The organism is Pantoea sp. YU22 (genome assembly GCF_003970755.1).
GTDB classification, from domain to species: Bacteria; Pseudomonadota; Gammaproteobacteria; order Enterobacterales; family Enterobacteriaceae; genus Pantoea; species Pantoea piersonii.
In genome coordinates this window covers 90,868-116,742 of record NZ_RYDU01000008.1, presented here as the reverse complement: position 1 = coordinate 116,742, position 25,875 = coordinate 90,868, and the positions used below count along the sequence as shown (strand labels likewise).

Below are 25,875 nucleotides of genomic sequence, written 5' to 3'. Positions count from 1 at the left end.
TATAACCACAAAACAATCATCGCCCATATTGGGATGAAATCAGCGCTGAAATACAGAACAGAACGGCAGCAAGCATGGACGGCATGACCTTCTGAAGAAAGCGCAGAACGCTGCTTCTGCGGCGCAGCCCGCCGCCGATCACACTTTTTTTCAATTTATTCAAACCTGTTTATGCCTTTTGCCGTAAAACGAGCCGCTGTTTTCCCTGTAACCTTGAGGATGAAGTGTTGAAAAGGCGTCTGTTGATCACTGTAACTGGAACTCTCCTTTTGGCTTCGCTGGCGCACGCCGACGATATGCCGTTTCCCCTGACGCCCCCGTCGATTGATGCTGCCTCCTGGGTACTGATGGACGCCACCACCGGGCAGGTGCTGACTGCAGGCAACCCTGATGAGCGCCGCAACCCCGCCAGCCTGACCAAGCTGATGACCGGCTACGTTGTTGACCGCGCCATCGACGCGAAAAAAATCACCCGCGACGACGTTGTGACCGTCGGCAAAGACGCCTGGGCAGCAGGTAATCCGGTGTTTAAAGGCTCTTCGCTGATGTTTATTAAGCCCGGCGACAAAATAACGGTGCGCGATTTGAGCCGCGGCGTGATTATCGACTCCGGCAACGACGCCTGCGTGGCGCTGGCCGATTACGTGGCGGGCAGCCAGCAGAACTTCGTCAATATGATGAACCAGTACGTGCAGAAGCTGGGACTGACTAACACCCACTTTGAAACCGTGCACGGCCTGGATGCGCCGGGCCAGTTCTCCTCTGCGCTGGATATGGCGAAGCTGTCGCGCGCCATTATCAGCGGCGAACCCGATTTCTACGCCATGTACAGCGAGAAAACCCTCAGCTGGAACGGCATCACTCAGAACAACCGCAACGGCCTGCTGTGGGACAACAATCTGCATGTCGACGGCCTGAAAACCGGCCATACCGAAACGGCGGGCTTTAATATCATCGCCTCAAACGTCGTCGGTCAGCATCGTCTGATCGCGGTGGTGATGGGCGGGAAAAGCGCGAAAGGGCGTGAAGAGCAGGCGCGCAAGCTGCTGGTCTGGGGCCAGAATACCTTTGATACCGTGCAGCTGTTCCATGCGGGTAAGAAAATCGGGACGGAAAACGTCTGGTACGGCAATCCGCACAGCGTCGCCGTCGGCACCGCGAATGATGTCTTCCTGTCGCTTCCGCGCAGCGAGATCCAGAACGTGAAGGCCAAGTATGTGATTAATCGTAAGGATCTGGACGCGCCGCTGAAGGCTAACGAAACCATTGGCGAGATTCAGGTGATGGATAAAGACAAACAGCTGGCAAGCTATCCCCTGGTAACGCTCTCTGCGGTAGACGAGGCGGGGCTTATCACGCGTGTTCAGGATTACCTGAAGCAGAAGTTCTGATAACAGCAGGCGGCCTCCGTGCCGCCTGCTGCGCTTACTTCAGATCGTCCTTCACATCCTTGACGTCGCTGGCCGACACCGGCGCGGCGGCGTTGCCCCAGCTGTTGCGCACATAAGTCAGTACGGCGGCGATCTGCTCGTCATCCAGTACGCCTGCAAAGGCCGGCATGGCAGGTGCGGTCGGCCGCGCGTCGGTATCCACGCCGCGGCTGCCTGCGCTCACCACACGGATCAGCGAGGTGGCGTCCGGCTGGTTGATCAGCGGGTTGGCGGCAAGCTGCGGGAAAATATTCCTTTCACCGCGTCCGCCTGGGCTGTGACAGGCTGAGCACTTCGCCTCATAAATCTGCGCGCCGAGCTTCATACGATCGTCGCTGGCGGCCAGCGGCTGCGGCACCTTCTCATCGTGGGTTTTACCCTCTTTCAGGAAAGTCGCTACCGCGCGCAGATCCTCGTCGCGCCAGTACTGGGTAGAGTGACGTACTGCGTCGGCCATCGGTCCAGAGGCGATGGCGTAGCGGTTCACGCCGGTGCGCAGATAGCTGACGATATCCTCCTGCGTCCATTTGCCCAGTCCGGTATGCGCATCCGCGCCAAGGTTAGGCGCATACCAGCCCTCCACCGCGCCGCCGCTGATAAAGCGATCGCTCTTGTCGCCGCCAAGAAAGTTTTTCGAGGTGTGACAGGTGCCGCAGTGGCCGAGGCCCTGAACCAGATAGGCGCCGCGATTCCACTCCGCCGACTTCTTCGGATCGGGCTCAAAAGTCCCTTTATCAAAGTTAAGCCAGTTCCAGGCAATAAGGCTGGTGCGGATATTGAACGGGAAGGGGAGCTGATTGGTCTCTACTTCGTGATGGATCGGTTGCAACGTCTGGATCCATGCCCAGAGGTCCTGCAGGTCCTGCTCGGACATTTTGGTATAGGCGGTAAAGGGCATTGCGCCATAGAGCCGCTTGCCGCCGTGGCCGATCCCTTCCGTCATGGCGCGGCGGAAATCGTCATAGCTCCAGGCGCCGATGCCGGTCTCGCGATCCGGCGTGATATTCGCGCCAGCCAGCACGCCGAAAGGCGTATTGATTTTGACGCCGCCCGCATAGGGCTGTTTCGCATCGGTGGTATGGCAGGCGGTACAGTCGCCAAGCGTGGCGATATAGCTGCCGCGCGCATACTGGTCATATTCCGGCTGCGCCTGGCTGCTGAAGCTGGCGGCAAGCAGCAGCGCGGCGGCGGAGAGTGCATTCAGCGTTTTCATGCGGTAATCATCTCCCCCGGACGTTTCAGATACCAGGTGCGGATAGCATGCGCCGCCTTGAACGCCAGCGCGCCCACGGTGCCAGTCGGGTTATAGCCGGGATTTTGCGGAAAGGCGGAGGCGCCCACCACAAACAGGTTCGGCACGTTCCAGACCTGCAGATGCTTGTTGACCGAGCTGGTGCTGGGATCGGCGCCCATAATAAAGCCGCCGACAACGTGAGAGGACTGATAGGGCACGCTGCTCCAGTGGCCGGTCATCGGTTTGACGATCATCTCGCGCGGGTTCATCGTTTTGGCAATTTCTGCCACCTTGCCGGTGCAGTATTGCGCCATTTTCAAATCGTTCTGCGAAAAGTCGAAGGTAATGCGCAGCAGCGGACGGCCGTGCGGATCTTTGTAGTTAGGATCGAGCGAAAGGTAATTAGTGCGCGTGGTGTAGCTGCTCGCCTCGCAGCCGATAGACATGGTGCTGAGGTAGTTATCTTTCAGCGCGCGCTTCCATTTCGATCCCCACTTCGGCGTGCCGGGCGGCAGCGGACGATAACCGATAGGCGCGGAGCCGATCGGCGTGACGCGGATGCTGCCACCGCCGAAAAAGCCCAGCCCGCTGTGGTCGAAGTTATCGTTGTTGAACTCATCGATGCCCATACCGACCGCGCCCGCGCCGATAAAGGGGTTAAAGTTCTTGTCATCAAAAAACAGCGTCACGTTGTTGGCGGTCTGGTAGGCGTAGTTACGGCCGGTAGTGCCCTTGTTAGTGACCGGATCGTAGGCTTCGCCGATTTTTGAAAGCAGCATCAGCCGAACGTTCTCAAAGGTAAAGGCGGCGACGATCACCAGATCGGCAGGCTGCTCCCACGTATCGCCGGAGGAGTCGATATAGGTTACGCCGGTGGCTTTTTTACCGCTGGAGTCGGTCAGAACTTCCAGCACTTCGCAGTTGGTATAGGCCGTGAAATTCTCTTTGCGCATCAGCGCGGGCAGCACGGTGGTGATGGCGCTGGCTTTAGAGTAGTTGGCGCAGCCGTAGTTAGTGCAGAAGCCGCAGAAAGTACAGGGCCCCATAGTAACGCCGTAGGGATTGGTATAGGCCTCGGAGACCAGAGAAGAGGGAACGGGGAAGGGCTTATAGCCCATATTTTTTGCCGCCTGGGCGAACAGCGTCGGGCTGTAAGGCTGACGCAGCGGCGGCGTCGGATATTCGCCGCTGCGCGGGCCTTCAAACGGGTTGCCGCCTTCGCGCTTCTCGCCGTTGAGGTTGCCCGCATAGCCGGAGGTGCCCGCGACGCGCTCGAACTGCATATAGTGCGGTTCCATCTCTTCCCAGGTAGTGCCCCAGTCCTGTAAAGCCAGCTCGCCGGGCATCGCGTCAGCGCCGTAACGCTCGGTGAGATAGCTTTTCAGGTGAAATTCATGCGGCTGGAAGCGAAAGGTAATCCCCGCCCAGTGGTTGCCCGCGCCGCCGGTGCCGTTACCGGGGTGAAACGATCCCCAGGTGCGCATCGGCAGCGCGGTCTGGGAAGGATTATTGCGCATGGTGCAGGTGTTCTGTCGCGTGCGCAGCATCAGCTCTTCGCGCATGACATAGCGCAGCTCATCGGTAACCGTGCCAATATTAAAATCGCGCGCGGTATCGCGCCACGGGCCGCGCTCGATGCCAATGACCTCCAGCCCCTCATCGGCCAGCTCATTGGCAATAATCGATCCTGCCCAGCCGAGGCCGATCACCACGACATCCGTTTTGGGTAATTTTTTCATGGCTTATCCTTGGCTTTCCACTGGCCGATGCTGATGGGCTCGAGATGCAGATCTTCGTTATGACGTTCGATGTAGGGGCGATAGTCGTAGCGCGCGCCAGGGAAACCCAGCATTTTCCACGAGGCCATATCGCGGTTGCCGCCATAGATAGGATCGGCGAAAAAGCCCTCCATGGTGTTATTCAGCACCTCAAGAAACAGCGACTGCGCCTCAAAACCTTCAAAGTGCACTTTGCCCGCTTCCATCGCTTCCAGCAGCGCGTCCTGCTGCTGCGGCGTCAGCTCTTTAAAGCTTTTTTTAGAGGTCTGCTGGACGTAGCGGTTAAGCGCGGCGAGGCCCTGGCGATAGCGCTGTTGCGGCACCAGCGCGGACTGATCGCCCTGCTCGGTAGTGCCTTTCTGGAACGGACCTTCCATATAAAGGCGTTCAAAGGTGCCGTAAAAACCATGCAGCTGACGATCGATAAACTGTGCGCATCCTGCCTCTTTACCGCCCACGCTCAGTTCGTCGGCGGGGATCAGGCGATCAACGATAGCTTCAACCGTTTCGGCCTCTTCCTGCGTGAAAAAGAGCCAGCCGGGCTGATCGAAGGTTTCAGGGGGATTATCGGAGAAGGGCGTCCAGCCCGGCGAACCTTTCAGAGAGACGGCATCGGCCGCCCGCGTGACGGTGGCGGCTACGCCTAACGTCGACCAGGTCAACACCTGCCGTCGCGTGACCCCTGGCAGAGTTTTGGCTCTTTTCTTCATATCGCTTCCTTTAGTCGTGTTATCAAATAAACGAAAATGGAATAAGTGGTTATACGGTTGTTTTTATGGTTTTGTGTGCTTGTAAAGGCTGTGTTGAGAATTGTAAGAAGGCGTCAAAACTGTATTGAAATGTAGAAGCGGCAGTAAGCCTTAGCAACGTCATGGGATAAAATAACGCACTTTATGATCCTCACCCGGAAAGCCATCTTGCGCCCAGATAAGCCCATATCGAATATCGAGTTCTGGCTCTACCGCCACTACCGCAGCGTGCATGGCGTACGCATTGCTATCGCCTTTTTACTCACCTTTTTGCTGGTGCGGCTCACTGGTATTCCGGAAGGCACCTGGCCGCTGATTACGCTGGTGGTGGTGATGGGGCCGATCTCAACCTGGGGCAACGTTTTTCCGCGCGCCATTCAGCGCATCTGCGGCACCTTCGCCGGGTCGATTTCAGGCCTGATCGCGCTCAAGCTGGAGCTGATGTCGTTGCCGGTCATGCTCGCGTGGTGCGGTATCGTGATGATGGTGTGCGGCTACCTGACGTTAGGGAAACATCCCTATATGGCGCTGCTGATTGGCATTACGCTCAGCGTGGTGGTGGGCGCGCCAGCGGGCGATTTTACCGTCGCGCTGTGGCGCGGCGGCGACGTCATCCTCGGCTCGCTGCTGGCGCTGCTGTTCAGCGCCATCTGGGCGCAGCGCGCCTATACCCACTGGCGCATCCAGCTGTCGGACTCGCTGGCAGAGATCGCAAAAATTTATCACGCCGGTTTTTCGCCGAACCTGATTGAGAAGCCGCGTCTCAAAAAGCCGCTGGGCAAGCTGCTGACCAGCGTGGTGAAAATGCGCGCGCTGCTGGTGCCTGCCAGTAAAGAGACGCGTATACCGAAATCGGTGTTTGAGGCGATTCAGACCATTAACCGCAATATGGTGAATACCGTCGAGATGCAGATCGAAGCCTGGTGGGCCTCGCGCGAAACGCATCTGATTTTGCTTAACGCGGCGACGCTGCGGCGCACCCAACAGATGACTGAAAAGACGCTGCGCGCGCTGTCGGTGCTGGCGCTGCGCGGCGAGACAGACGAGGTGGTGGCCAACAGCCACGAGCTGACGGAGATTACCCGCGAGCTGAAGCAGCTCATTGCCGATGCGGGCAGCGAACGGCTGGAAGAGACGCCGATCTATGGCTATGTCTGGCTGAGCCTGGAGCTGGCGAAACAGCTGGAGCGCATGACCGATCTCATCCGTCTGGCGCTGCGCAAATAATCACCTTGGACAATGACTTAATGCGAAAGGCGCATTCTTTGCGCTAAGATAAGCGCCAGTCCGATTTTAGCGGCGACAATTGTCGCCCCGGCTGGCGAACCGCTAAGCTGAAGGTTATGACTCTACCCCCTGCGTAAGCAGGCCCAAAAAAAGGTGCCACCATGGAAAATGCCAAGCAATCATTTCAGGACGTACTGGAGTTTGTGCGTATGTTCCGTCGTAAAAACAAACTGCAGCGTGAAATCACGGATAATGAAAAGAAAATTCGTGATAACCAGAAGCGCGTTCTGCTGCTGGACAACCTGAGCGAGTATATTAAGCCGGGCATGAGCATTGAAGCGATTCAGGAAATCATCGCGTCAATGCGTTCCGACTATGAAGACCGCGTCGATGAATACATCATCAAAAACGCCGATCTGTCGAAAGAGCGTCGCGACCTGTCGAAAAAACTGAAAGCGATGGGCGAGCCGAAAGCGCAGTAAGTTCATGCATTACCGTTGAAACCCACGCGTCTGCGTGGGTTTTTTTTCGCCTGAAGCCCGCGCCTTGCCGCTGGATTAGCGGTTTTGCAACTGACGCGCTATCCGCTGCAGCTGTTGCGCCAGCGCAGCGAGGTCGGGTGATGCGCCACGCGGCGCGGCGGTGGTTTCGCGCAGCACCAGCGACGGCTCCAGCGCCCTTTGCGGTGGCGCTTCATCCTGCATCTGCGCCAGCAGCGTCTCGACGCTTGCTTCGCCCAGCGCCTGCAGATCCTGACGCACCGTGGTCAGAGGCGGCTGATACCAGGCGCTTTCGGCGGTATCGTCATAGCCGATGACGGAGATCTGCTCTGGGATGGCGACGCCGTGCTGGTGCAGCGCGCGCATCGCGCCAAGCGCCATCTGATCGTTCGCCACCAGCAGCGCCTGCGGCAGGCGATCCGGCAGCTGCTGCAGCATGGCCTGATAGCCGGACTGTGCGCTCCAGTCGCCCTGCAAGATGCAAAAGGGCGTCAGCTGGTGCGCCGCCAGCGCCTCGCGCCATGCCGCTTCCCGGATTTGCGCTGAGATTGCCTGCTGTGGACCGTTCAGCAGGCCAATCTGGTGATGTCCCAGCGCAACCAGGTGCTCAACGGCAGCCCGCGCGCCGCGCGCGTTAGAGTATTGACACTGCGGCACCTTCGCCTGCGGTTCGACATCCATAAAAATAACCGGCTTATCGCCGCACAGGGTCTGAATCTGCTCCGCCTCTGCGGCAACCAGCGGCAGATTGATCATCAGCGCATCCACGCGCTGCGCCAGCAGTTCATTGACGGTCTCGGCGGCGCTGTTATGACTGCGCATGGCGATCACCAGATGATAACCGGCGCGGCTGGCGCGCTGCTGTATCGCTGAGGCGATCTGCGCCGGTGCCATTAGCGCCAGATCGCTGGTGGCGAGACCAAGCGTACGCGTCGCCTTGCCCGCCAGTTGCTGCGCCACGCGGTTTGGCACATAGTTGAGCTGCTGCATGGCCGCTTCCACTTTCGCCCGGGTGCGCGGCGACACCTGCGGCGAATGGTTCAGCACGCGGGAGACGGTCTGGTAGGAGACGCCAGCAAGGCGAGCGACGTCATCAAGAGTGATAGGGCGGGAAGTCATTGATTTCTCCACAGGACAGAGGCGGCCAGTGTAGCAAAATTTTCATGCGCAGGCGTTCCGTCGCGTCTGCGAACAACCCGAACTGGAGGAGAGATGCAACTCAGTCATCAGGCTATTCAGGATCTCAATCTTATCGCCGCATGGCTGGCGCTGGACGATATGCCTGTCGAAGGCGACATTGAAGCCGATATGGCGATACTGGCCGGGCACGCGGTGCTGCCGAATATCGAAGGCGCCATAGCGCTGGCAAAGAGGTTTGGGCTTCCTCTGCTGCTCAGCGGCGGCATCGGCCACGCCACCGGCGCGCTGGCGCAGGCGATGGCGCTGCATCCTTTCTATCGCGATATCGAGACGCGCGGCAAAAGCGAGGCACAGATGCTGGCGGAGATTGCCCGCCAGTTCGGCGGTATCGACGAGGATAAGCTGCTGCTGGAGGGCGAATCGCGCAACTCCGGCGAGAATGCCGCCTTTAGCCAGCGCCTGCTTGACGCGCGGCAACTGCGGCCGCAGCGCGTGGTGCTGATTCAGGATCCGCTGCTGCAGCGCCGCGCTGACGCCACTTTTCGCTGGCAGTGGCGCGAGCGCGACAACGCGCCGCTCTTTATCAACTGGCCAGTATTTACGCCGGTAGTGACGCTCGATTCTGGCATGGCGCGCATCACCGGCGCGCCGCCGCAGGGTTTATGGTCGATGGAGCGCTTTGTGCAACTGCTGATGGGCGAGGTGCAGCGCCTGCGCAACGATGAAAAAGGCTACGGCCCGCGCGGTGCCGGATTCTTCGGCGAAGTGGCGATGCCCGACGCGGTGGATAATGCCTGGCATCGCCTGGTACAGCTGCCCGCTGTGCAGGCGCGGCTGACGGCGAAGCGTTGATTAACGGCTTTTCAGACAGGCCTGTAAATTCATTTTTTACCACCATGTTAAGCATTAGATTATCTTCTGAAATAGCTAATGCTTTTTATGTTTTATTCATAATATAAAGGAGCATTATATCTCGCTGTGCTAAATGCTTTCTTTATTAAGCATTGTTGTTATAAATGATTTTAATATCACTTTTTGATTCTCCTTAAATAAATGGATTTTCTACTATTGATGGCTGATTTATTAATAATTTAGCATGGTGTAAGTAATGAGATTTTTTATAGAAATGCTGGCGTCTTTGAGCTGGTTATCGCTGGCGTATCTGTATCTTAAAATATAGAAAATCTTCATTTTCATAAAAGCAAGGAGGAGTGAAAATGGCTGGCTTTAATTATGGTGGTCAGGGAGATGGTACGGGCTGGAGTAGCGAGCGCGGTAGCCCTGCTCCGGGGGGCGGCAGTACGGGCAATGCCGGTAATCGAGACAGCGGTGGAACGGATAGCGCCAAAAATACAGGCAGTAGCCCTCAATTACAATCATATTCAACTATTTCTAAAACAATAGGAGATGCAGCTGCGAAAGCCAATGGTATGCAGCCAGGATTATATATAGGCTATATCGTTGATGATTATGGCAATATAGTAGGAGAATTCCCTGTTGGTATAGATGATGCTGATGGGCAAGATCTTGGTCTGTTATCTGCGCAAGGCAATACTGGCGGCATGAAAAAAGATGCGCCTTTGCAAGGGCCTGGGCCGGGCTATACGGGCGATCAGTCTGAGACGCATATTGCACAACTCAAGAAAACTATTCGTGATAAATATTCTCTGGTTCATAGCGGGCAAAGTGGCAACAGAATTTACAAGGCTAAGCAAGAAACCTTAAAGGCGCAGAGAGAACTAGCAGCTATTAACTATTCGCGTAAGCAAAAGGAACAAGAAGCTGCCGACCTACAGGAAGGTATAAAATTAACTGCCGCTTTCTATAAAGAGTTGACTGAGAAATTTGGTCAGAAAGCTGCCGCATTAGCTCAAGAATTAGCTGAGCAGGCTAAAGGAAAAACCATTCGCAATGTTGATCAAGCAATAGCTGCATATGATAAATACCGAGCCTCTCTTGGATATAAGCTTAATGCCGCAGATCGCGTTGCCGTGGCTAATGCGCTGCGCTCTCTCGATCAAGCGCATATGGCTTCACAGTTATCTAAAATGAGCAAAGCTTTTGGCTATTATGGCAAGTTTCTCGATAGGGTTGGTGTCGTTCAGGAAGCCATAAAAGCTTTTGAGACAGATAACTGGCGTCCCTTGTTCGTCAAAATTGAGACGCTTACTGCCGGTCGAGTTGCTTCTGCTCTTGTTGCCTTTGTGTTCTCAGGCATTTTCGGGACTCCGCTAGGTATTATATCATTTGCCATTATTATGGCGCTCGCTGGCGCGCTTATTAACGAAGAGTTTCTTGAGTCACTAAACAAGAAGCTTGGAATTTAAGCTTATAAAGGTCGGGGTTTACCTGACCTTTTTTATAAAAAATGGTAAAAGAATGATTAACAACGGTATTGAGAATATAAAACAAAATACGCAGTAGATTGCCACTATGCCATTTTTACCAACATCATCGTTAAAAAAACCTGTATGCCAAAATTCTTTTGTTGTAAACTTTAAAGCTATTTTCTCTAGAGCATATAAGGTGTAGGGGTAGAGTGGGCATGAAAAAATTGAATATAAAAGCAAGTATTGCATCTTCAAACTTTGAGGGCTCTTTTCCCATTCCAGATATACTGCTGCGAGACAAATAAAACCGGTAACGAGTTTTTTAAAATAATATCTTGCCGACATAGCTTCCTCCCATGAAGCATCACACATTATACCTCTTTGAAAATATACCTGATTTTTCGGTCACCTCAAGCGGTACCTGTATGGCTTTACGCATTTTATTTCAAAGCAAGCTTTTGGGATGGCAGTCTTACCTGATAAACAGGTAATCCCCGCCTCTTTAAATGTTTTTTTAATAGAACACTGGCAGACATTTTCCAGAAAATATCTGCCCTTGCACTGTTAGTATCAACGGCTTTTTAAATAGACCTGTAAATTCACATTCACCGCGTTAAGCAGCGGGACGCTGACGCCGTGGCGCGCCGCGCGCTCAACCAGATCGCCGATCACCTGTTCCGCTTCAATATCGTATCCCTGCGTTAAATCGCGGTACATCGAAGAGGTCATCGGCGTGGCGGGGTTATTCAGCAGCTCGAGGATTTTTGCTGTCACCGCCGGGCGCGGCTGGTAGCCGTCGGCGGTAATGGTCGCCAGCACCTCGCTAAAGATACCGCGCAGCAGCGCTTCGCCGCCATCGGCGGTAAGCACCTGCTGCGTATCGCCGCGTGCCAGGCAGCAGACCGCGCCGAGCGTGCTCAGCAGCAGCCACTTCTCCCACAGTTCGCTGATAATATTGTCGGTAAAAAAGGTATCGACGCTGGCCGCGCGCAGCGCCTCATCGACGCGCTGTAGCCGCGCATCGTTATGGCCGTCGAGCGCGCCGTAATAGATCTGATGCAGCGGCGTCATCTGCACCACTTCGCCCTGTTCGCCCAGCGTGGCGTTAATCTTCACCAGTCCGCCGATCGCTTTATCGCCGAAGCGTTCACGCAGCCTGTCGATATGGCGCATCCCGTTGAGGATCGGCATGATCAGCGTTTGCTCGCCGACGACGGGGGCAATATCCTCTATCGCCTGCGCCAGGCCAAAGCTTTTCACCGTAAGGATAATCAGGTCGTACGTGCCGCTCAGCGATCCCGCCTGCGCCAGCTGCGGCTGAAGTTTCTCAACGCCCTGCGGCGTTCTCAGCACCAGCCCGTTCTCCTTTAGCTGCCTGAAGCGCCGCTCGCGCACCAGGAAAGTAACATCACGCCCCGCCTGCGCCAGACGCGCGCCAAAATATCCGCCGGTGGCTCCGGCGCCCACGATAAGAATGCGCATGATCGATTTTTTTCCTTTTCTGTTGAACTCCCTACCTTAAAACCTGACGGCTGCGGTTGCCAGCGCCGCGTGGATCAGCTGCGCGCTATCGCCGCCAGCAGGGCGGGGAGCAGACCGGGAAAGCGCCGGTCCAGACAGTCGCGGCGCAGCGAAATCAGATTCTCCCGTCCGACGGGCCGCTGCCAGATGACGCCGCTGTCGCGCAATACGCGCCAGTGATGGGTCATGGTCGATTTGGCAATTTCGCCGCGCAGCGCGTTGCAGCTCTGTTCGCCGTGCTGCGCCAGCGCCTGAAAAACCGCCAGTCGAATCGGATTGCCCAGCGCAAACAGCACATTTTCCAGTTTAATTTCGTGCGGCTGCGGATGATTTTCCAGCATGGTCTTCCTGTTCTACGCTCTATGAGTTGTGCAATTATAGCTCAAACTGTTCGTATTTAGTCGTACAGTGAGCGTAAGCTGATCTGCGACGACGCGCAATCGTGCGCGCCGCACCACGAGTCAACAGACTAAGGACGCATCATGCCCCGAACACTTCCCGTTGAGCGTTACCGCAACATCGGCATCTCCGCGCATATTGATGCCGGTAAAACCACCACGACCGAGCGCATTCTGTTTTATACCGGAATGAGCCACAAGCTGGGTGAGGTGCACGATGGCGCCGCAACGACCGACTGGATGGCACAGGAGCAGGAGCGCGGCATCACCATTACTTCGGCGGCGGTCAGCTGCTTCTGGCCCGGCATGGACGGCAGTTTCTCGCCGCATCGCATCAATATTATCGACACGCCCGGCCACGTTGACTTCACCATTGAAGTCGAGCGTTCGATGCGCGTGCTGGACGGCGCGGTGATGGTCTATGACGCCGTCGGCGGCGTGCAGCCGCAGTCGGAAACCGTGTGGCGGCAGGCCAATAAATATCACGTACCGCGCCTGGCGTTCGTCAACAAAATGGATCGGCAGGGCGCGGACTTCTTTCGCGTGGTGCAGATGATGAAAGATCGCCTCAGCGCCAACCCGGTGCCGATCGTCATCCCCATCGGTGCGGAAGAGCACTTCAGCGGCGTGGTAGATCTGCTGAAAATGCAGGCGATCTACTGGGACGACGCGTCGCAGGGCATGAGCTTCAGCTATGCGCCGATCCCGGACGGCCTGCGCGAAGAGGCGACCCTGTGGCGCGAAAAAATGGTGTCGGCGGCGGCCGAGGCGAGCGACGAGCTGATGGAGGCCTGGCTGGAAAGCGGCGATCTGGAGCATGACCAGATTATCGCCGGTCTGCGCCAGCGCACGCTACGCAACGAAATACAGCCGATGCTGTGCGGCAGCGCGTTCAAGAACAAAGGCGTACAGCGCATGCTGGATGCGGTGGTCGAGCTGATGCCGTCGCCGGCGGATATTCCCGCGATCAAGGGCACAGATGAAAAAGGCAACGAGGCGGAGCGGCATCCGAGCGACGATGAGCCTTTTTCCGCGCTGGCGTTCAAGCTAATGAGCGATCCCTTCGTCGGACAGCTTACTTTTGTGCGCGTCTATTCCGGCGTGCTGCGCAAAGGCGACAGCGTCTGGAATGCGGTGAAGGGCAAAAAAGAGCGTATCGGACGCATCGTCCAGATGCATGCCAACGCGCGTCATGAAATTGAAGAGATCCGCGCCGGGGATATCGCCGCCTGCGTCGGACTGAAAGAGGTGACGACCGGCGAAACGCTGTGTGATCCTAATGCCATCATCACGCTGGAGCGCATGGAGTTTCCGGAGCCGGTGATCTCGCTCTCAATCGAGCCGAAAACCAAAGGCGATCAGGAGAAAATGAGCCTGGCGCTGCAGCGGCTGGCGGCGGAAGATCCCTCGTTTCGGCTGCATACCGATGAGGAGTCTGGCCAGGCGATTATTTCCGGTATGGGCGAGCTGCACCTGGAGATTATCGTGGACCGTCTGAAACGTGAATTTGGCGTTGAAGCGAATATTGGCCGTCCGCAGGTAACCTACCGTGAAACCTTGCGCAAAGCGGCGCGCGAGGTAGAGGGCAAATTTGTGCGTCAGTCCGGCGGTAAAGGGCAGTATGGTCATGTGGTGCTGACGCTCGAGCCGCTGGAGCCGGGCGGCGGCTTTGTGTTTGAAGACGCCACCAAAGGCGGCGTGGTGCCGCGTGAATATATCCCGTCGGTGGAAAAAGGTATCCGCGAGGCGCTGAACAGCGGCGTGATTGCCGGTTACCCGATAGTGGATGTGAAGGCGATCCTCACCTTCGGCTCCTACCACGACGTCGACTCCTCGGAGATGGCATTCCGCATGGCGGCGATTCTGGGCTTTCGCGCAGCGGCGAAGCAGGCCGATCCGGTGCTGCTGGAGCCGGTCATGAAAGTCGAGGTAGAGACGCCGGAAGAGTATGCGGGCGGCATTATGGGCGACCTCTCGTCGCGCCGCGGGCATGTACAGGGCATGGATGAGCACTTCGGCGGGCGTATTATTCGCGCTGAAGTGCCGCTGGCGGAGATGTTTGGCTACTCTACTTCGCTGCGCTCGCTAACGCAGGGCCGCGCCACCTACAGCATGGAGTTCGCCCACTACGCCCAGGCGCCGCGTCAGGTGGCCGACGCGGTGGTCGCAGCGCGTCATTGAGTTACAGGCAGGTCACGCCATGCGCGGCGGCCTGCTCCTCCCAGCGTTTTATTTCGTTATAGGCAGCGCGTTCCGGCACGGTGAATCCACTGATAAAGCTGGCGCGCGCCGCCTTTTCCTCTGCAAACTGCGTGAGTACGCGGCGCAGCGTCGCCAGCGTCTGCGCATCAGTCTGCGCCGAGGCGATCAGCGGCGGGGCGGGGCAGAGCGGCGTTTCGCCGACAATCGCCAGCGACGCCAGCTCGTGCGGGGCATGGCGTCGCAACAGCGCCCAGCTAAGACAATCGATCGCCGCGATATCCGCTTTGCCCGCGCGCAGATTCGCCAGCGACTGGCGATGGCTGCCGCTCAACAACGTGGAGCTGAAAAAGCGGCCCGCTTGCGCCAGCGGCGCAATAAGATAGCGCAGCGCGTTATAGCCGGAGTGGGAATCGACGCTGTTCGCCACCGCACGGCGGCCGCGAAAATCCGCTAACGCGCAATCCTCATCCTCCTGACGCGCAACCAGCCAGCTACGGTAGCGTGCGCCGTCACACCCCGGCGCGCTGAGCTGAAACGCGCCGACCAGCTGCACGTCAGGCAGCATCGTCACCAGCGGATAGCCGCAGGTCTGGCTCAGCAGCAGGTCGTCAGCGCGCCAGTGCGCCAGCAGATCCGCAGGCCACTCAACCTCCGCCCGCAGGCGCTGCGCCAGAATGCCGGTCAACGCCCGCGTGTCGGGATGATGAATGTCGTACATTGGTAACGAAAGCCGTTTCATGCCGTCACTCCTGTTGTCTGTCAGAGGGCGTGAGAGTCTGCTGGCCTGGGTGAAAAACGTTTGTCCCTTTCGGTCTGATCCGGCGCGCAAGCCGCAGCAGATAAACCCTGCGCCAGAATGACGAAAAAGAGAAGGCTTATCAGGAATTGACTTATGTCGAAAAAGTTGATGATACGGTTGAAAACTATTGGCTATCAGTACAGACGCGGCTGTCGTAACCTTTGGTCATCGAATCTTATCTCTCACGCAGCGGCGAAGTTTGCCCGCGAAAGGAACTGAATTATGAAAAAAATTGGCTTCTTATCCTTCGGTCACTGGACTCCCTCTTCACAATCCGCCACCCGCTCTGCGCAGGATGTGCTGTTGCAGTCTATTGACCTTGCAGTCGCCGCTGAAGAGCTGGGCGCAGACGGCGCTTACTTCCGCGTGCACCACTTTGCCCGTCAGCTCAGCTCGCCGTTCCCGCTGCTGGCGGCGGTCGGCGCGCGCACCAGTAAAATTGAGATTGGCACCGGCGTTATCGATATGCGCTACGAAAACCCGCTCTATATGGCGGAGGATGCTGGCTCGGCGGACCTGATCGCTAACGGGCGCCTTCAGCTCGGCATTAGCCGCGGCTCGCCGGAGCAGGTGGTAGAAGGCTACCGCTACTTCGGCTATGCGCCGCAGGAGGGCGAAACCGATGCCGATATGGGCCGCCGTCATACTGAAGCATTTTTAGAGGTGCTGCGCGGCGAAGGTTTCGCTAAGCCCAACCCGCAGCCGATGTTCCCGAACCCGCCGGGCCTGCTGCGCCTGGAGCCTTTCTCTGAAGGACTGCGTGAGCGCATCTGGTGGGGGTCTGGCTCTAACGCGACGGCGGAGTGGGCAGCGAAAATGGGCATGAACCTGCAAAGCTCCACGCTGAAAGATGACGAGACCGGCGAGCCGTTCCACGTTCAGCAGGCGAAACAGATCCGCGCCTACCGCGAAGCCTGGAAAGCGGCGGGGCATACGCGTGAGCCGCGCGTATCGGTCAGCCGCAGCATCTTCGCGCTGGTTAACGATATGGACCGCGCCTACTTTGGCCGCAGCGGCCAGGAGCAGGACTCCGTCGGTTTCCTTGATGAGAAGACGCGCGCCATTTTCGGCCGCAGCTACGCGGCGGAGCCGGAAGCGCTGATTAAACAGCTGGCGCAGGATGAGGCCATCGCCGAAGCGGACACGCTGCTGCTGACGGTGCCGAACCAGCTTGGCGTGGCGTACAACGCGCACGTTATCGAAGCGATTCTGAAATATGTCGCCCCGGAGCTGGGCTGGCGCTAAGTATGAGAGGGCGGCTGCGGCCGCCTTTTTTATTATAAATTGTTATTCTTCAGCTCTTTTCCCTCCCGCTGGCGTTGTCAGGCGCTCTTATCGGTTCGGCTCAAGTTAATCTTTCCGCGACAACCAGACTTGCCTCCTGATCGGGAATCATCTGTGCAGCGCGCGCCACTCCGGTTATGATTTCGCCTCTGTCTGAATGGATGGCCGCGAGAAGCAAGGAGGAACTATCAGCCGCATCAGGATAAAAAAAGGCAACGGGGAGCCTGACCGTGAAGGTTAAAGCACCGCGTCATGCCTTTCATTACGCCCCCTTCCGTAACCTCTTTTTCGCCCGCACGCTGACGGTGCTGGGCAACAGCGTCGCGCCGGTAGCGCTTGCCTTTGCGGTGCTCGATATGGGCGGTTCCGCCGCCGATCTGGGCGTGGTGGTGGCCGCGCGCTCTCTGTTTAACGTGCTTTTTTTGCTGACTGGCGGCGTGCTGGCCGATCGTTATTCGCGTAATCGGGTGCTGCTGATCTCTTCAATGATTGCCGCGCTTTCCCAGAGCGGCGTCGCCTGGCTGGTGCTGGACGGCTCAGCGACCCTCGCTGGTTTAGCGATGCTGAGCGCCGTGAACGGCGCGGCAGCGGGCATTGCGCTGCCTGCCTCATCGGCGCTGGTGCCGCAAACCGTACCGACGCAGAAGCTGCGCCAGGCGAACGCCTTTATTCAGTCGGGCGTCTATGCCGGCACCATTATCGGCGCGTCGCTGGGCGGTCTCCTCACCAGTACCCTGGGCGCTGGCTGGGGACTGGCGGTCGATGCGCTGGGCTTCGCGCTCGCCGCGCCGCTCTATTTCTCCGTTCGCACCGAGGCACAGCCGTCAGGAACGCAAACCACGCTCTGGCAGGATTTACGCGACGGCTGGCGGGAGTTTATCTCCCGAAGCTGGGTCTGGGCGGTAGTGGCGCAGTTCGCCGTGGTCAACGCCGCCTTTACCGGCATGGTAATGGTGCTCGGCCCGGTTATCGCCGACAGCGCTTTTGGTCGCACCCGCTGGGGCATGATGATTGCGGCGCAGAGCGTCGGGCTGATTATCGGCTCCGGTATCGCGCTGCGCTGGCGGCCGCGGCGCGCAATGTTCACCGGCGTGATGCTGGTGGCGCTCTGTGTCTTTCCCATTCTGCTGCTGGCAGGCGGCGCTTCTTCCGGCTGGCTGATGGGCGCGTTTTGCCTGGCCGGCACCGGGTTTGGGCAGTTCGGTGTCATCTGGGCGCAGGCGCTGCAAACCCATATCCCGCGCGACAGGCTGGCGCGTGTCTATGCCTATGACGCGATGGGCTCCTTTATTACCATTCCGCTGGGAGAGCTGGCCGCCGGGCCGCTGGCGATGCAGTTCGGCACTCAGGCTGTGCTGTTGAGCTGCGCGGCGGCGGTGCTGGCAGCGACGCTTGCGGCCAGCCTGGTGCCGGCGATCAGAAGACTTAAACTGACTGAATAGCCGCTGTCGGCTGCTGAGGCGAGGAATGCAAAAAGCCCGCTCAGGTTTCCCTGAGCGGGCTTCTCTAAATATGGCTCCTCTGACTGGACTCGAACCAGTGACATACGGATTAACAGTCCGCCGTTCTACCGACTGAACTACAGAGGAATCGTTTGAACGGGGCGCATATTATCGACCTGCATCGGTCATGTCAAAGCCCTTTTTCACAAAATTGTTCAACTGCTGAAATAAACATCAGGGGCAGCGCCGCCACCGGCAGAAAAGGCGTGCGCCAGATGAAAATTATTTTTCTTTAAAAGCCTTAATGAAAAAAATGCTTAACACTGCGCGGCTGGCTATCTCCTCTTAATCGCCGCTTTTCTTCCGTAAGATAAAGATCTCAAAGCGGCTCACACTTCTTATCTCTGCCGTTTGCCTGCGCATTTTTCGGAACGTATATTCCGCAAAAATCTCATTATGAAACCAGAGGGCAGTCGATGAACAGAGTCAGGATCGGCATGATCGGCAGCGGCTATATCGGACGCTGTCACGCAATCGCCTATGCGCAGGCGCCGACGGTCTTTGCGCTTAAAGGCGAAATCGTGCGGGAAATGCTGGCGGAGGTTAATCCGGCGCTGGCGGAAAAGCAGGCCGCCGCCTTTGGTTTCGCCCGCTCAACCGGTGACTGGCGTGAGCTGGTGCGCGATCCCGCCATTGACGTCGTGGATATCTGCGCCCCTAATTTTCTGCATAAAGAGATGGCGCTGGAGGCAATTCGCCACGGCAAACATGTCTATTCGGAAAAGCCGCTGTCGCTGTCGGTGGCCGATGCAGAAGAGATGGTTAACGCCGCCCGGGCGGCGGGCGTAAAAACGCTGGTGGGCTTCAACTATATGAAGAACCCGACCAGCCAGCTGGCGAAAGAGATTATCTCACGCGGCGAAATCGGCGAGGTGGTGCATTTCTACGGCACCCACAACGAAGATTATCTGGCCAAGCCGGAGACGCCGCTCGACTGGCACTGTCAGAAGGCGCTGGCGGGCCTCGGCGCGCTGGGCGATCTGGCGGCGCATATCGTCAATATGGCGCACTATCTGGTGGGTGAGATTGAAGAGGTCAGCGGCGACATGATGACGGTGATCAAAACCCGTCCCGATGCAAAAGATCCCAGCCGTCTGCTGCCGGTAGAGAATGAAGATCAGGCCAGCGCGCTGCTGCGCTTTCGTAACGGCGCGCACGGTGTGATTGAAACGTCGCGTATCGCCTGCGGCAGCAAAATGGGGCTGACCTATGTGGTTACCGGCACCCGGGGCACGCTGCGCTACAGCCAGGAGCGTATGGCGGAGCTGGCGCTCTATCTGCATGACGAACCGGCGGGACGACAGGGTTTTAAAACCATTTTGACCGGTCCGGCGCATCCCGACTATGCCAGCTTCTGCGTCTCGGCAGGACACGGCATCGGTTTTAACGATCAGAAAACGGTAGAGATTCGGGATTTAATCAACGGCGTTGCGGCGGACGATCGCCTGTGGCCCGACTTTGCTGAAGGTTTGCAGGTGCAGAAGGTGCTGGAGGCGATTGCGGTGTCGGCGGCCGAGCGGCGCTGGCAAAAAGTGTAGCGAATCAAAGCGCGCGGTCTGGCAGGCCGCGCGCCAGAATTTTCCTCAACCCGTAGCCTTCTCCCACCAGAGCTTATCCAGCGCATAGTAGCGGTCGCGCTCGCTCTCCGGCTGCTGCAAATCGCGCTTCCACGGCTTCGCCAGAATATAGTGCAGGTTCTTCACCTCGCGCGCATTCCACATCCGACTGTGCTGAAACGGCAGCGTTTTCAGCGCGTTGTAGATATAGGGAAGCGGCTGCCAGCGGCCAGCGAACGCCTCGTTCAGCAGATCCTGTTCGGAGAACGGGTAGGCCTTCAGATCCTCGATCGCCGCAATACGACCCGCCAGCTGCTCATAGATGGCGTTGTCCGGCTTCAGCACCAGAAAGCCGCCGTTCAGGTAGTTATCCAGCGACGCGGGCGCGGGCTGGTTGCGATCCTGCCAGGTATAGTGACAGTTTTCCGGCTGCCAGCTGGCGGGATAGGAGGCGATCTGATTAGGGTTGCAGCGACAGGCGTGACAGGCCGCCAGCTGATTGTCGCCAAGATCGAGCGTGAACAGCTCATCCATATTGCGCAGCACCAGCATATCAGCATCAAGAAACACCACGCGCTCATAAGCGGTTAGCTGCCAGGCGCGCAGCTTGGTCCATACTTCGCCGAACTGCGCTGACGCGTAGTGCTGTTCCAGCTCGCGGTTGGGATAGATCGGCTCGACCTGCTGCACCACACAGCCTTCCGCCTGAAGCGCGGCGCGATCCGCCTGGGGGATCGCCTCGGTAGCCATCACCACCAGCGGCCAGCGCGTGTTGCTCTGCTTCAGTGAACGGTGCAGTGTCTTTACGCCCACCAGATAATCGGGCTGCGTCAGCAGCGTTACCCATGCATTCATGGTTCTCTCCCTGTAAAAGTCAGTCAAAAAGCGCGGTCAGATAGCGGTTGCTGAAGCGGCGTTGCGGATCCAGTTCGCGGCACAGCGCGCGGAAATCATCCCAGTGCGGATAAACTTCGCGCCAGACGTAGCGCCCGGCGTCGTAATATTTGCCCCAGTGCGGCCGACCGCCTTCCTCCGCCAGCAGCTTTTCCACTTCGGTGAGAAAGTGCAGGCCGTCCTGCGACAGCGAACCGTCATCGGCGTAATAGACCACAAAACCAAAGAAGCAGGTTGGCTCGCCGTAAGCGGGACTGAGCCAGGCTTCGGACGCGCCGGTGCAGCGCAGGATAATCGGATAGTGCATATGGGGGCGGTTAGCGGCGTACCAGCGTTTGATTTTGCCGATCGCGGCGGGTGTACGCGCCAGCGGGATGCCGATCTCTACGTTGATCTGCGGCACCGCGATGCCGCGGCAGAATAGCTGGTAGATATCACCGGTGACGTCGGTAAAGTCGCGAAATCGAGTGACGGTGCGGAACTGTTTGCCGCCTTTGCCGTGGATCTGCGTGTCGCGATGCATCTGCTCCAGCGTCTGGTCGATGGTGCTGTTCAGGCTGTCATTGCCTTGATCGTCGTGCTTCACCACTTCGCGGCCGTTCGCTTGCCACTCTGCGGTTTCCTGCGCGTCTGCTTCGCGGGCGTTCCAGACGTGCATCAGATTGTCATCGACGAACCACCATGCCTTGCTCAGCGCATACTCTTCGTTCCAGCGCAGCAGATCCTGCTCAAGGTTGTCCGCCGTCACGGCGTTTTTATAACAGGTGTAGATGCGGAAGGGCTGGGTGCGCAGCGTCACGGCAGTGACAATGCCAAGCGCGCCAAGGGTGACCTGCGCGGCGGGGAAGTCAGGCTCGCCGCGCGTAAACTCGCGCACCGAACCGTCGGCCAGCACCATGCGAATGCGCAGCGCTTCGTCCGCCAGCGAGCTTTGGTGCAGGCCCTGGCCGTGGGTGCCGGTCGCCATCGCGGCCGCCAGCTTTTGCACCGCAATCACGCCAGGCGACGCGGCCAGCATGCGATCCATTGCGGTCAGCCGGATATAAAGATCGTTGAGCGTGGTGCCCGCCGCCACGGTGACGCTCTGCTCATCCTGTGCCAGCAGACCGGAAAGGGCGCTGATATCTACCAGCACGTCATCCTCTCCGACGTCCAGCATACGGCCTGGCGACAAACGACTGCCCACCACGCGCACGCGGCCCTGCGTGCCGCGCAAAAGCTGTTGCAGCTCCGCTTCGCTGCGCGGTTGATGCAGCTGCCGACGGCTGCCGATGCGGGCGTTTTGCGCCCAGTTCCACAGCGACTCATCCTGGTCGCTGAGGGTAGTGTTGCGAAGGGGATAGCGTTCGACGTCTCTGCTCACGACTACATTCCTGTGTTGAGATCGGTGAATTTCGTCCGTTAAGCGTAGCCCATCGCAGCGTTGTCGCTTCCCTTAAGCCGGTTTACGGATGTAACGCAGCGTCGCCGTCACCGCCAGCTGTCGATTGCGGCGGATACTCTCCTCTTCGCTGTTATCCGGGCTGAAGAGCGCGTTAAAGGTGTAGCGGTTGGAGACGTGATGCACGCAGATGCTGCTAATCAGGCGGTGAACGTCGATGGTTTCGACCTCCCGAATAAAGATGCCCTGCTGCTGGCCGCGCGTCAGGATATCGTCCAGCAGGTCGAGGGCGCTGCGGTTCAGCGCCTTGATGCGCGGCGACTGGCTGATATAGCGGCCGCGCAGCAGGTTTTCCGTGCAGACCAGCCGCATAAAATCGGGATGCGAGACGTGGTAGTCGAAGCTGGCTTCCACCAGCTTGCTCATCGCCAGCTCAGGCTCCATCGCCGCCAGGTTCAGGCCGGTCTCATGCTCACGGATCGCCTGATAGACCTGTTCAAGCACCTCGATATAGAGCTTCTCTTTGGTGCCGAAATGGTAAACCACCATGCGTTTGGTGGTCTGCGCGTTTTCGGCGATCTGCTCCAGACGCGCGCCCTGCATGCCATACTCGGCAAAAGTCGTCAGGGCGCCAGCGATAATGCGTTTTTTCAGCCCTTCAGGATCGTTTTTTCGTTTTGGTGTGGTATCTGACATAGCGTTCAGTAACAAGGAAAATTCAGCCGCTATGGTATCACAGCGCGGCAGCCGGGCATTTGCAGATCCAGGGGAAATGGTAAGGCGAGGGTTTCAAAGAGTGAGCTGTTATTACACCGGCGAGAATGCTGGCGCGGCGGGTTATTCGCAGTATTGCCCCAAAAACCAAAAGCCCGCTCGGGTTTCGCTGAGCGGGCTTTTTAAATCTGGCTCCTCTGACTGGGATCGCCTTTGCCGGTAACGGCAATAACCGGCAGCTGTTTTACATATCGTGCAGCCTGCGTTGCGTCAGTAACTGGCGACGCTGGAAGGGGAGCAGCAATGATTAATCCGCACTAAGACGCCGACCGAGGCCGGAAATATTCTTTATATGCACGCCCAGACGGTTTTACGTCAGTGCGAGCAGGCGCGCCGCGCTCTGAACTGCGCCGGTCAGGCGCTCAGCGGGCAAGTGACCCTCGGTCTGTCCCTCGGCAGCAGCGCAGCGCCCAACGTGGCCGCCAACTGTTACAACCCGGGTGCTTTCCACATCGACGTTGTTAACGCCCTGTCTACTAACCCAAGTTGGTCCGAGTAAACGGCCTGCCAGTTACTCTTCTGCAGCAGATAAATTTCATGATTCGCCGCGTCGGGTTGATACTCTCGCTCCCAATGCACTAAAGATTCCCCGGTTTCGGCGAGGGTGGAATAGACACCCGCCGCGACGCCTGCGGCAATCGCGCAGCCCAGGGCAGTGGCTTCTTTCACCACTGGCACTTTTACCGGAATGCCGGTCACGTCACTGAGGATCTGGCACCACAACTTTCCTTTCGAGCCGCCACCCGCGAACACAAGCGACCTGGCGCGGACGCCGGAGAACTCGGCAATCAAGTCCAGGTTGCAGGCTGAGACAATCGCGGCGTTTTCCTCCAGGGCACGGAACAGGGTTTGCTTATTGCAGCGTTCAGGATCAATCGACAAATTGATAAAAGAAGGCGCGGCGTGATACCAGGTTTTGAAATGCATCGCATCGGAGAAAATCGGTGTGATGCCCCATGAGCCGACTGGCACGCGGGCAGCCATATCCTCCAACAGCGAGTAGGTGTCGACCCCCAGACGCTGGGAGAGCAGCTTTTCTTCGGAGCAGAAGGCGTCGCGGAACCAGCGCATGGTCAGGCCGGTGAAAAAGCTGATCGACTCGGCTTGCGCCATGCCGGGGATGACATGCGGATTGATGCGGATGTTCATTTCCGGATCGGTGACGGGCTTTGGCAGGTTAACCACTTGCTGCCAGAAGGTGCCACCCAGCACGGCGGTCTGCCCGGCGCACACCACGCCCAGCCCCAGCGTGCCAAGCTGTACATCGCCGCCGCCCATGCCCACGGGCGTACCAGCCTGTAAACCGCTGGCTTCTGCTGCTCTGGCTGTGACGGAGCCCAGCCGGGTGCCGGTTTCGGCTACTGGAGAGAGCATATCGGCGCGCAGACCGGCCATGTCGAGCAGCTCTGGGCGCCAGTTGCGGGTGGCGAGGTCTAACATGCCGGTGGTGCCCGCGTTAGAGGGGTCTACCGCCAGCTCGCCACTCAGCATAAAGGCCAGCCAGTCGCTAATCATGGTGACGGTGGCGGCCTGACGATAAATATCCGGGCGATGATGCGCCAGCCACAGCAGGCGCGGCATGGCGCTTAGCGCCAGCGTCTGGCCGGAGCATTCATACACTTCGCGCTCGAATTCAAAGTCGTGAATTTCCTTTAGCTCGGAGACTTCGCGACTGGCGCGAGCATCAACGTTGGCGCAGGCCCAGATGGGTTCACCGGCTTTATTATAGAGAACGATGCCTTCGCGCATTGAACAGGCGGCGACGGCGCGAATACTTGAGGCGGGGAGTTGTGCTTCATGCAGGGCCTGGCGAATGCACTGGCAGGCCAACTGCCAGTTCTTGCTCAAATCAAACTCCATCGAACCGGGCACGTCCGGCACCGCCAGATGGATCCACTCGGCCTGTCCCGCGGCTATCTGCTCACCTTCGAGATTGAAAATCACCGCGCGGATACTGCCCGTACCGGCATCCAGTGCCATCAAATAAGCATCGTTTTTTGTTGCAGATGATGTGCTCATAGTCCGCCTCTCATAACGGTTTTTATCCATACCCGTTACCGTCGCCACGCAGAACACATCTTGCGTGTTAGTCGAGTAGCGCCAGCATCGCCTGCGCCGTGCTCTCTTCGGTAACCAGTGCGTTGATTCGTTTACCTTTCAGCGCCGCGATAATCGCCTCGGCTTTTTCCACCCCGGCGGCGACGCCCAACACGGTGGGAATATTGGCTAAATCATCTGGCGAGACGGCAATCAGCTCGTCGTGGATCGTCATGTTCTCCGCCAGCTCGCCGTTGCGCTGCATGAAGTAGCCGAGAATGTCGCCAACCGCGCCTTTGCGGCCAAAAATCAGTTGTTCGCCTTCGCTGATATAGCCCGAGCGCAGGATCGTCGCGTCGTGCTTCTGGTTCAGTGAGCCAATGCCGACGATGGCAATGTCTGCCGCGCAGGCCGCCAGCATCACGTCATGCACGCTGCGCTCCTGGCGGAAAATCGCCGCGACGCTGGCGGACGAGGCCCGCAGTGGTGCGGGGATAATGCTTACGCCACAGGCCGCGTCGAGCTGGCCGATGCCGGTCATATAAGGCCCGACGCCGCCGGACAGCGTCACCATGCGAATCTGCTGCGAGCTGATAAACCCACTCAGATGCTGCAGGGTGCTCATCGCCGTTTCGCCAAAACCCACCGCCAGCAGCTGATCGGGCTTGAGCAAGGTCATCAGCATATGCGCGGCACCCACGCCCAAACGGCTGCTCAAAACGCCTTCCGACAGGTGCGGTAACACGCGGATATGCTGCAAATCAAAGCGATCCAGTAAGGTGTTTTCCAGCGCCAGACACCCCTCAAAGCGCGAGTTAATCTGCACGCGGATCACCCCAGACTGGCGGCCTTTTTCCAGCAAGCGTGAGACTTTCAGGCGCGTCAGCCCCAGCCGGTCACCGATCTCATTTTGGGTCAGTCCGTCGTGGTAATAGAACCACGCGGTGCGAGCCAACAGCTCTTCTTCGCCCATGCCATATTCCATTGGGATAGTCAGGTTGGACTGGTTTGCTTTGTCATTCATAGTGAACACTTATCAAAATATAGATCAATTGTTCGTTAACGAAATGATGTTAACTGTGATGGGCATGGCAAATCGTGAAGGATTGCCGTGTGAATCATATCGCAGAATATAGGGA

At 58.0% G+C, this 25,875-nt stretch carries 22 protein-coding genes, 1 tRNA gene and 1 pseudogene; 10 read left to right on the top strand and 14 right to left on the bottom strand.

The features are described from left to right. The first annotated feature begins 227 nt into the window (after positions 1-227). The gene (dacD, locus tag EKL29_RS13340; RefSeq protein ID WP_311779026.1) at positions 228-1,391 is read left to right on the top strand and encodes a serine-type D-Ala-D-Ala carboxypeptidase DacD; all 1,164 of its coding nucleotides are present in this window, start codon (positions 228-230) and stop codon (positions 1,389-1,391) included. 34 nt (positions 1,392-1,425) lie between these two features. On the opposite strand, the gene EKL29_RS13335 is transcribed toward dacD, so the two are convergent. Genes EKL29_RS13335 through EKL29_RS13325 form a run of 3 tightly spaced genes read right to left on the bottom strand, consistent with a single transcriptional unit; the run spans position 1,426 to position 5,152 of the window. Continuing rightward, positions 1,426-2,643, bottom strand: a complete 1,218-nt coding sequence (locus EKL29_RS13335) for a cytochrome c (protein WP_126689929.1) — start codon at positions 2,641-2,643, stop codon at positions 1,426-1,428. Next, positions 2,640-4,403 (bottom strand): GMC family oxidoreductase, encoded by a 1,764-nt coding sequence (locus EKL29_RS13330; protein WP_126689928.1) that lies wholly within the window; start codon positions 4,401-4,403, stop codon positions 2,640-2,642. The genes EKL29_RS13335 and EKL29_RS13330 overlap by 4 nt, the downstream gene beginning before the upstream one ends. Next, on the bottom strand, positions 4,400-5,152 hold the full coding sequence (locus tag EKL29_RS13325) for a gluconate 2-dehydrogenase subunit 3 family protein (protein WP_120453387.1): 753 nt from the start codon (positions 5,150-5,152) through the stop codon (positions 4,400-4,402). Before EKL29_RS13325 ends, EKL29_RS13330 begins: the two co-directional genes overlap by 4 nt. Before the next feature lie 207 nt (positions 5,153-5,359). Between EKL29_RS13325 and EKL29_RS13320 the strand changes: the two genes are divergently transcribed. Next, positions 5,360-6,418, top strand: coding sequence for an FUSC family protein (locus tag EKL29_RS13320; protein WP_179256390.1), 1,059 nt, complete (start codon positions 5,360-5,362; stop codon positions 6,416-6,418). 161 nt (positions 6,419-6,579) lie between these two features. Beyond that, the gene (tmaR, locus tag EKL29_RS13315; protein WP_103796801.1) at positions 6,580-6,900 is read left to right on the top strand and encodes a PTS system regulator TmaR; all 321 of its coding nucleotides are present in this window, start codon (positions 6,580-6,582) and stop codon (positions 6,898-6,900) included. A gap of 75 nt (positions 6,901-6,975) precedes the next feature. On the opposite strand, the gene EKL29_RS13310 is transcribed toward tmaR, so the two are convergent. Next, a complete protein-coding gene (locus tag EKL29_RS13310) occupies positions 6,976-8,037 on the bottom strand; it encodes a LacI family DNA-binding transcriptional regulator (RefSeq protein ID WP_126689927.1) in 1,062 nt (353 codons plus the stop codon). Positions 8,038-8,130: 93 nt separating this feature from the next. Here EKL29_RS13310 and EKL29_RS13305 point away from each other — a divergent pair, with 93 nt between their 5' ends. Then, positions 8,131-8,910, top strand: coding sequence for a YdcF family protein (locus tag EKL29_RS13305; protein WP_126689926.1), 780 nt, complete (start codon positions 8,131-8,133; stop codon positions 8,908-8,910). Between the two features lie 365 nt (positions 8,911-9,275). Then, entirely contained in the window at positions 9,276-10,385 is a 1,110-nt protein-coding gene (locus EKL29_RS13300; RefSeq protein ID WP_311779021.1) for a colicin-like pore-forming protein, read from the top strand. An 18-nt stretch (positions 10,386-10,403) separates the two neighbouring features. Here the strand turns inward: EKL29_RS13300 and EKL29_RS13295 are convergent, their stop codons facing one another. The 3 genes from EKL29_RS13295 to EKL29_RS13285 form a co-directional block, all read right to left on the bottom strand. After that, positions 10,404-10,760, bottom strand: coding sequence for a colicin E1 family microcin immunity protein (locus EKL29_RS13295; protein ID WP_126689925.1), 357 nt, complete (start codon positions 10,758-10,760; stop codon positions 10,404-10,406). Between the two features lie 198 nt (positions 10,761-10,958). Then, on the bottom strand, positions 10,959-11,870 hold the full coding sequence (locus EKL29_RS13290; RefSeq protein ID WP_126689924.1) for a ketopantoate reductase family protein: 912 nt from the start codon (positions 11,868-11,870) through the stop codon (positions 10,959-10,961). 74 nt (positions 11,871-11,944) lie between these two features. Continuing rightward, complete coding sequence (locus EKL29_RS13285) at positions 11,945-12,250, bottom strand: helix-turn-helix transcriptional regulator (RefSeq protein WP_120453395.1); 306 nt, start codon at positions 12,248-12,250, stop codon at positions 11,945-11,947. Between the two features lie 141 nt (positions 12,251-12,391). Between EKL29_RS13285 and fusA the strand changes: the two genes are divergently transcribed. Further along, entirely contained in the window at positions 12,392-14,488 is a 2,097-nt protein-coding gene (gene fusA, locus EKL29_RS13280) for an elongation factor G (protein ID WP_120453397.1), read from the top strand. A 1-nt stretch (position 14,489) separates the two neighbouring features. Here fusA and EKL29_RS13275 read toward each other — a convergent pair whose 3' ends face one another. Continuing rightward, complete coding sequence (locus EKL29_RS13275) at positions 14,490-15,248, bottom strand: phosphate/phosphite/phosphonate ABC transporter substrate-binding protein (protein ID WP_126689923.1); 759 nt, start codon at positions 15,246-15,248, stop codon at positions 14,490-14,492. A gap of 282 nt (positions 15,249-15,530) precedes the next feature. On the opposite strand from EKL29_RS13275, the gene EKL29_RS13270 reads away from it, so the two are divergent. After that, positions 15,531-16,553, top strand: coding sequence for an LLM class flavin-dependent oxidoreductase (locus EKL29_RS13270; RefSeq protein WP_120453401.1), 1,023 nt, complete (start codon positions 15,531-15,533; stop codon positions 16,551-16,553). A 269-nt stretch (positions 16,554-16,822) separates the two neighbouring features. Then, positions 16,823-18,034: an MFS transporter gene (locus EKL29_RS13265; protein WP_311779020.1), complete on the top strand. Its 1,212-nt coding sequence runs from the start codon at positions 16,823-16,825 to the stop codon at positions 18,032-18,034. Positions 18,035-18,105: 71 nt separating this feature from the next. On the opposite strand, the gene EKL29_RS13260 is transcribed toward EKL29_RS13265, so the two are convergent. Next, positions 18,106-18,181 (bottom strand) — tRNA-Asn (locus EKL29_RS13260). 329 nt (positions 18,182-18,510) lie between these two features. On the opposite strand from EKL29_RS13260, the gene EKL29_RS13255 reads away from it, so the two are divergent. Further along, complete coding sequence (locus tag EKL29_RS13255; RefSeq protein ID WP_126689921.1) at positions 18,511-19,632, top strand: Gfo/Idh/MocA family protein; 1,122 nt, start codon at positions 18,511-18,513, stop codon at positions 19,630-19,632. A 45-nt stretch (positions 19,633-19,677) separates the two neighbouring features. Here the strand turns inward: EKL29_RS13255 and EKL29_RS13250 are convergent, their stop codons facing one another. The 3 genes from EKL29_RS13250 to EKL29_RS13240 form a co-directional block, all read right to left on the bottom strand. After that, positions 19,678-20,505 (bottom strand): glycosyltransferase family 8 protein, encoded by an 828-nt coding sequence (locus EKL29_RS13250; protein ID WP_126689920.1) that lies wholly within the window; start codon positions 20,503-20,505, stop codon positions 19,678-19,680. Positions 20,506-20,524: 19 nt separating this feature from the next. Then, complete coding sequence (locus tag EKL29_RS13245; RefSeq protein WP_126689919.1) at positions 20,525-21,907, bottom strand: D-arabinono-1,4-lactone oxidase; 1,383 nt, start codon at positions 21,905-21,907, stop codon at positions 20,525-20,527. Between the two features lie 72 nt (positions 21,908-21,979). After that, positions 21,980-22,621 carry a TetR family transcriptional regulator gene (locus EKL29_RS13240; protein ID WP_120453410.1) on the bottom strand — a complete coding sequence of 214 codons (642 nt, stop codon included), beginning with the start codon at positions 22,619-22,621 and terminating at the stop codon, positions 21,980-21,982. Between the two features lie 253 nt (positions 22,622-22,874). On the opposite strand from EKL29_RS13240, the pseudogene EKL29_RS23315 reads away from it, so the two are divergent. Then, positions 22,875-23,108: pseudogene (locus EKL29_RS23315) on the top strand (LysR family transcriptional regulator); the annotation flags it as partial. A 20-nt stretch (positions 23,109-23,128) separates the two neighbouring features. Here the strand turns inward: EKL29_RS23315 and lsrK are convergent. Together lsrK and lsrR are read right to left on the bottom strand one after the other, a co-directional pair. Further along, a complete protein-coding gene (lsrK, locus tag EKL29_RS13230; protein ID WP_126689918.1) occupies positions 23,129-24,718 on the bottom strand; it encodes an autoinducer-2 kinase in 1,590 nt (529 codons plus the stop codon). Positions 24,719-24,785: 67 nt separating this feature from the next. Next, on the bottom strand, positions 24,786-25,760 hold the full coding sequence (lsrR, locus tag EKL29_RS13225) for a transcriptional regulator LsrR (RefSeq protein ID WP_240629439.1): 975 nt from the start codon (positions 25,758-25,760) through the stop codon (positions 24,786-24,788). Positions 25,761-25,875: the final 115 nt, after the last annotated feature.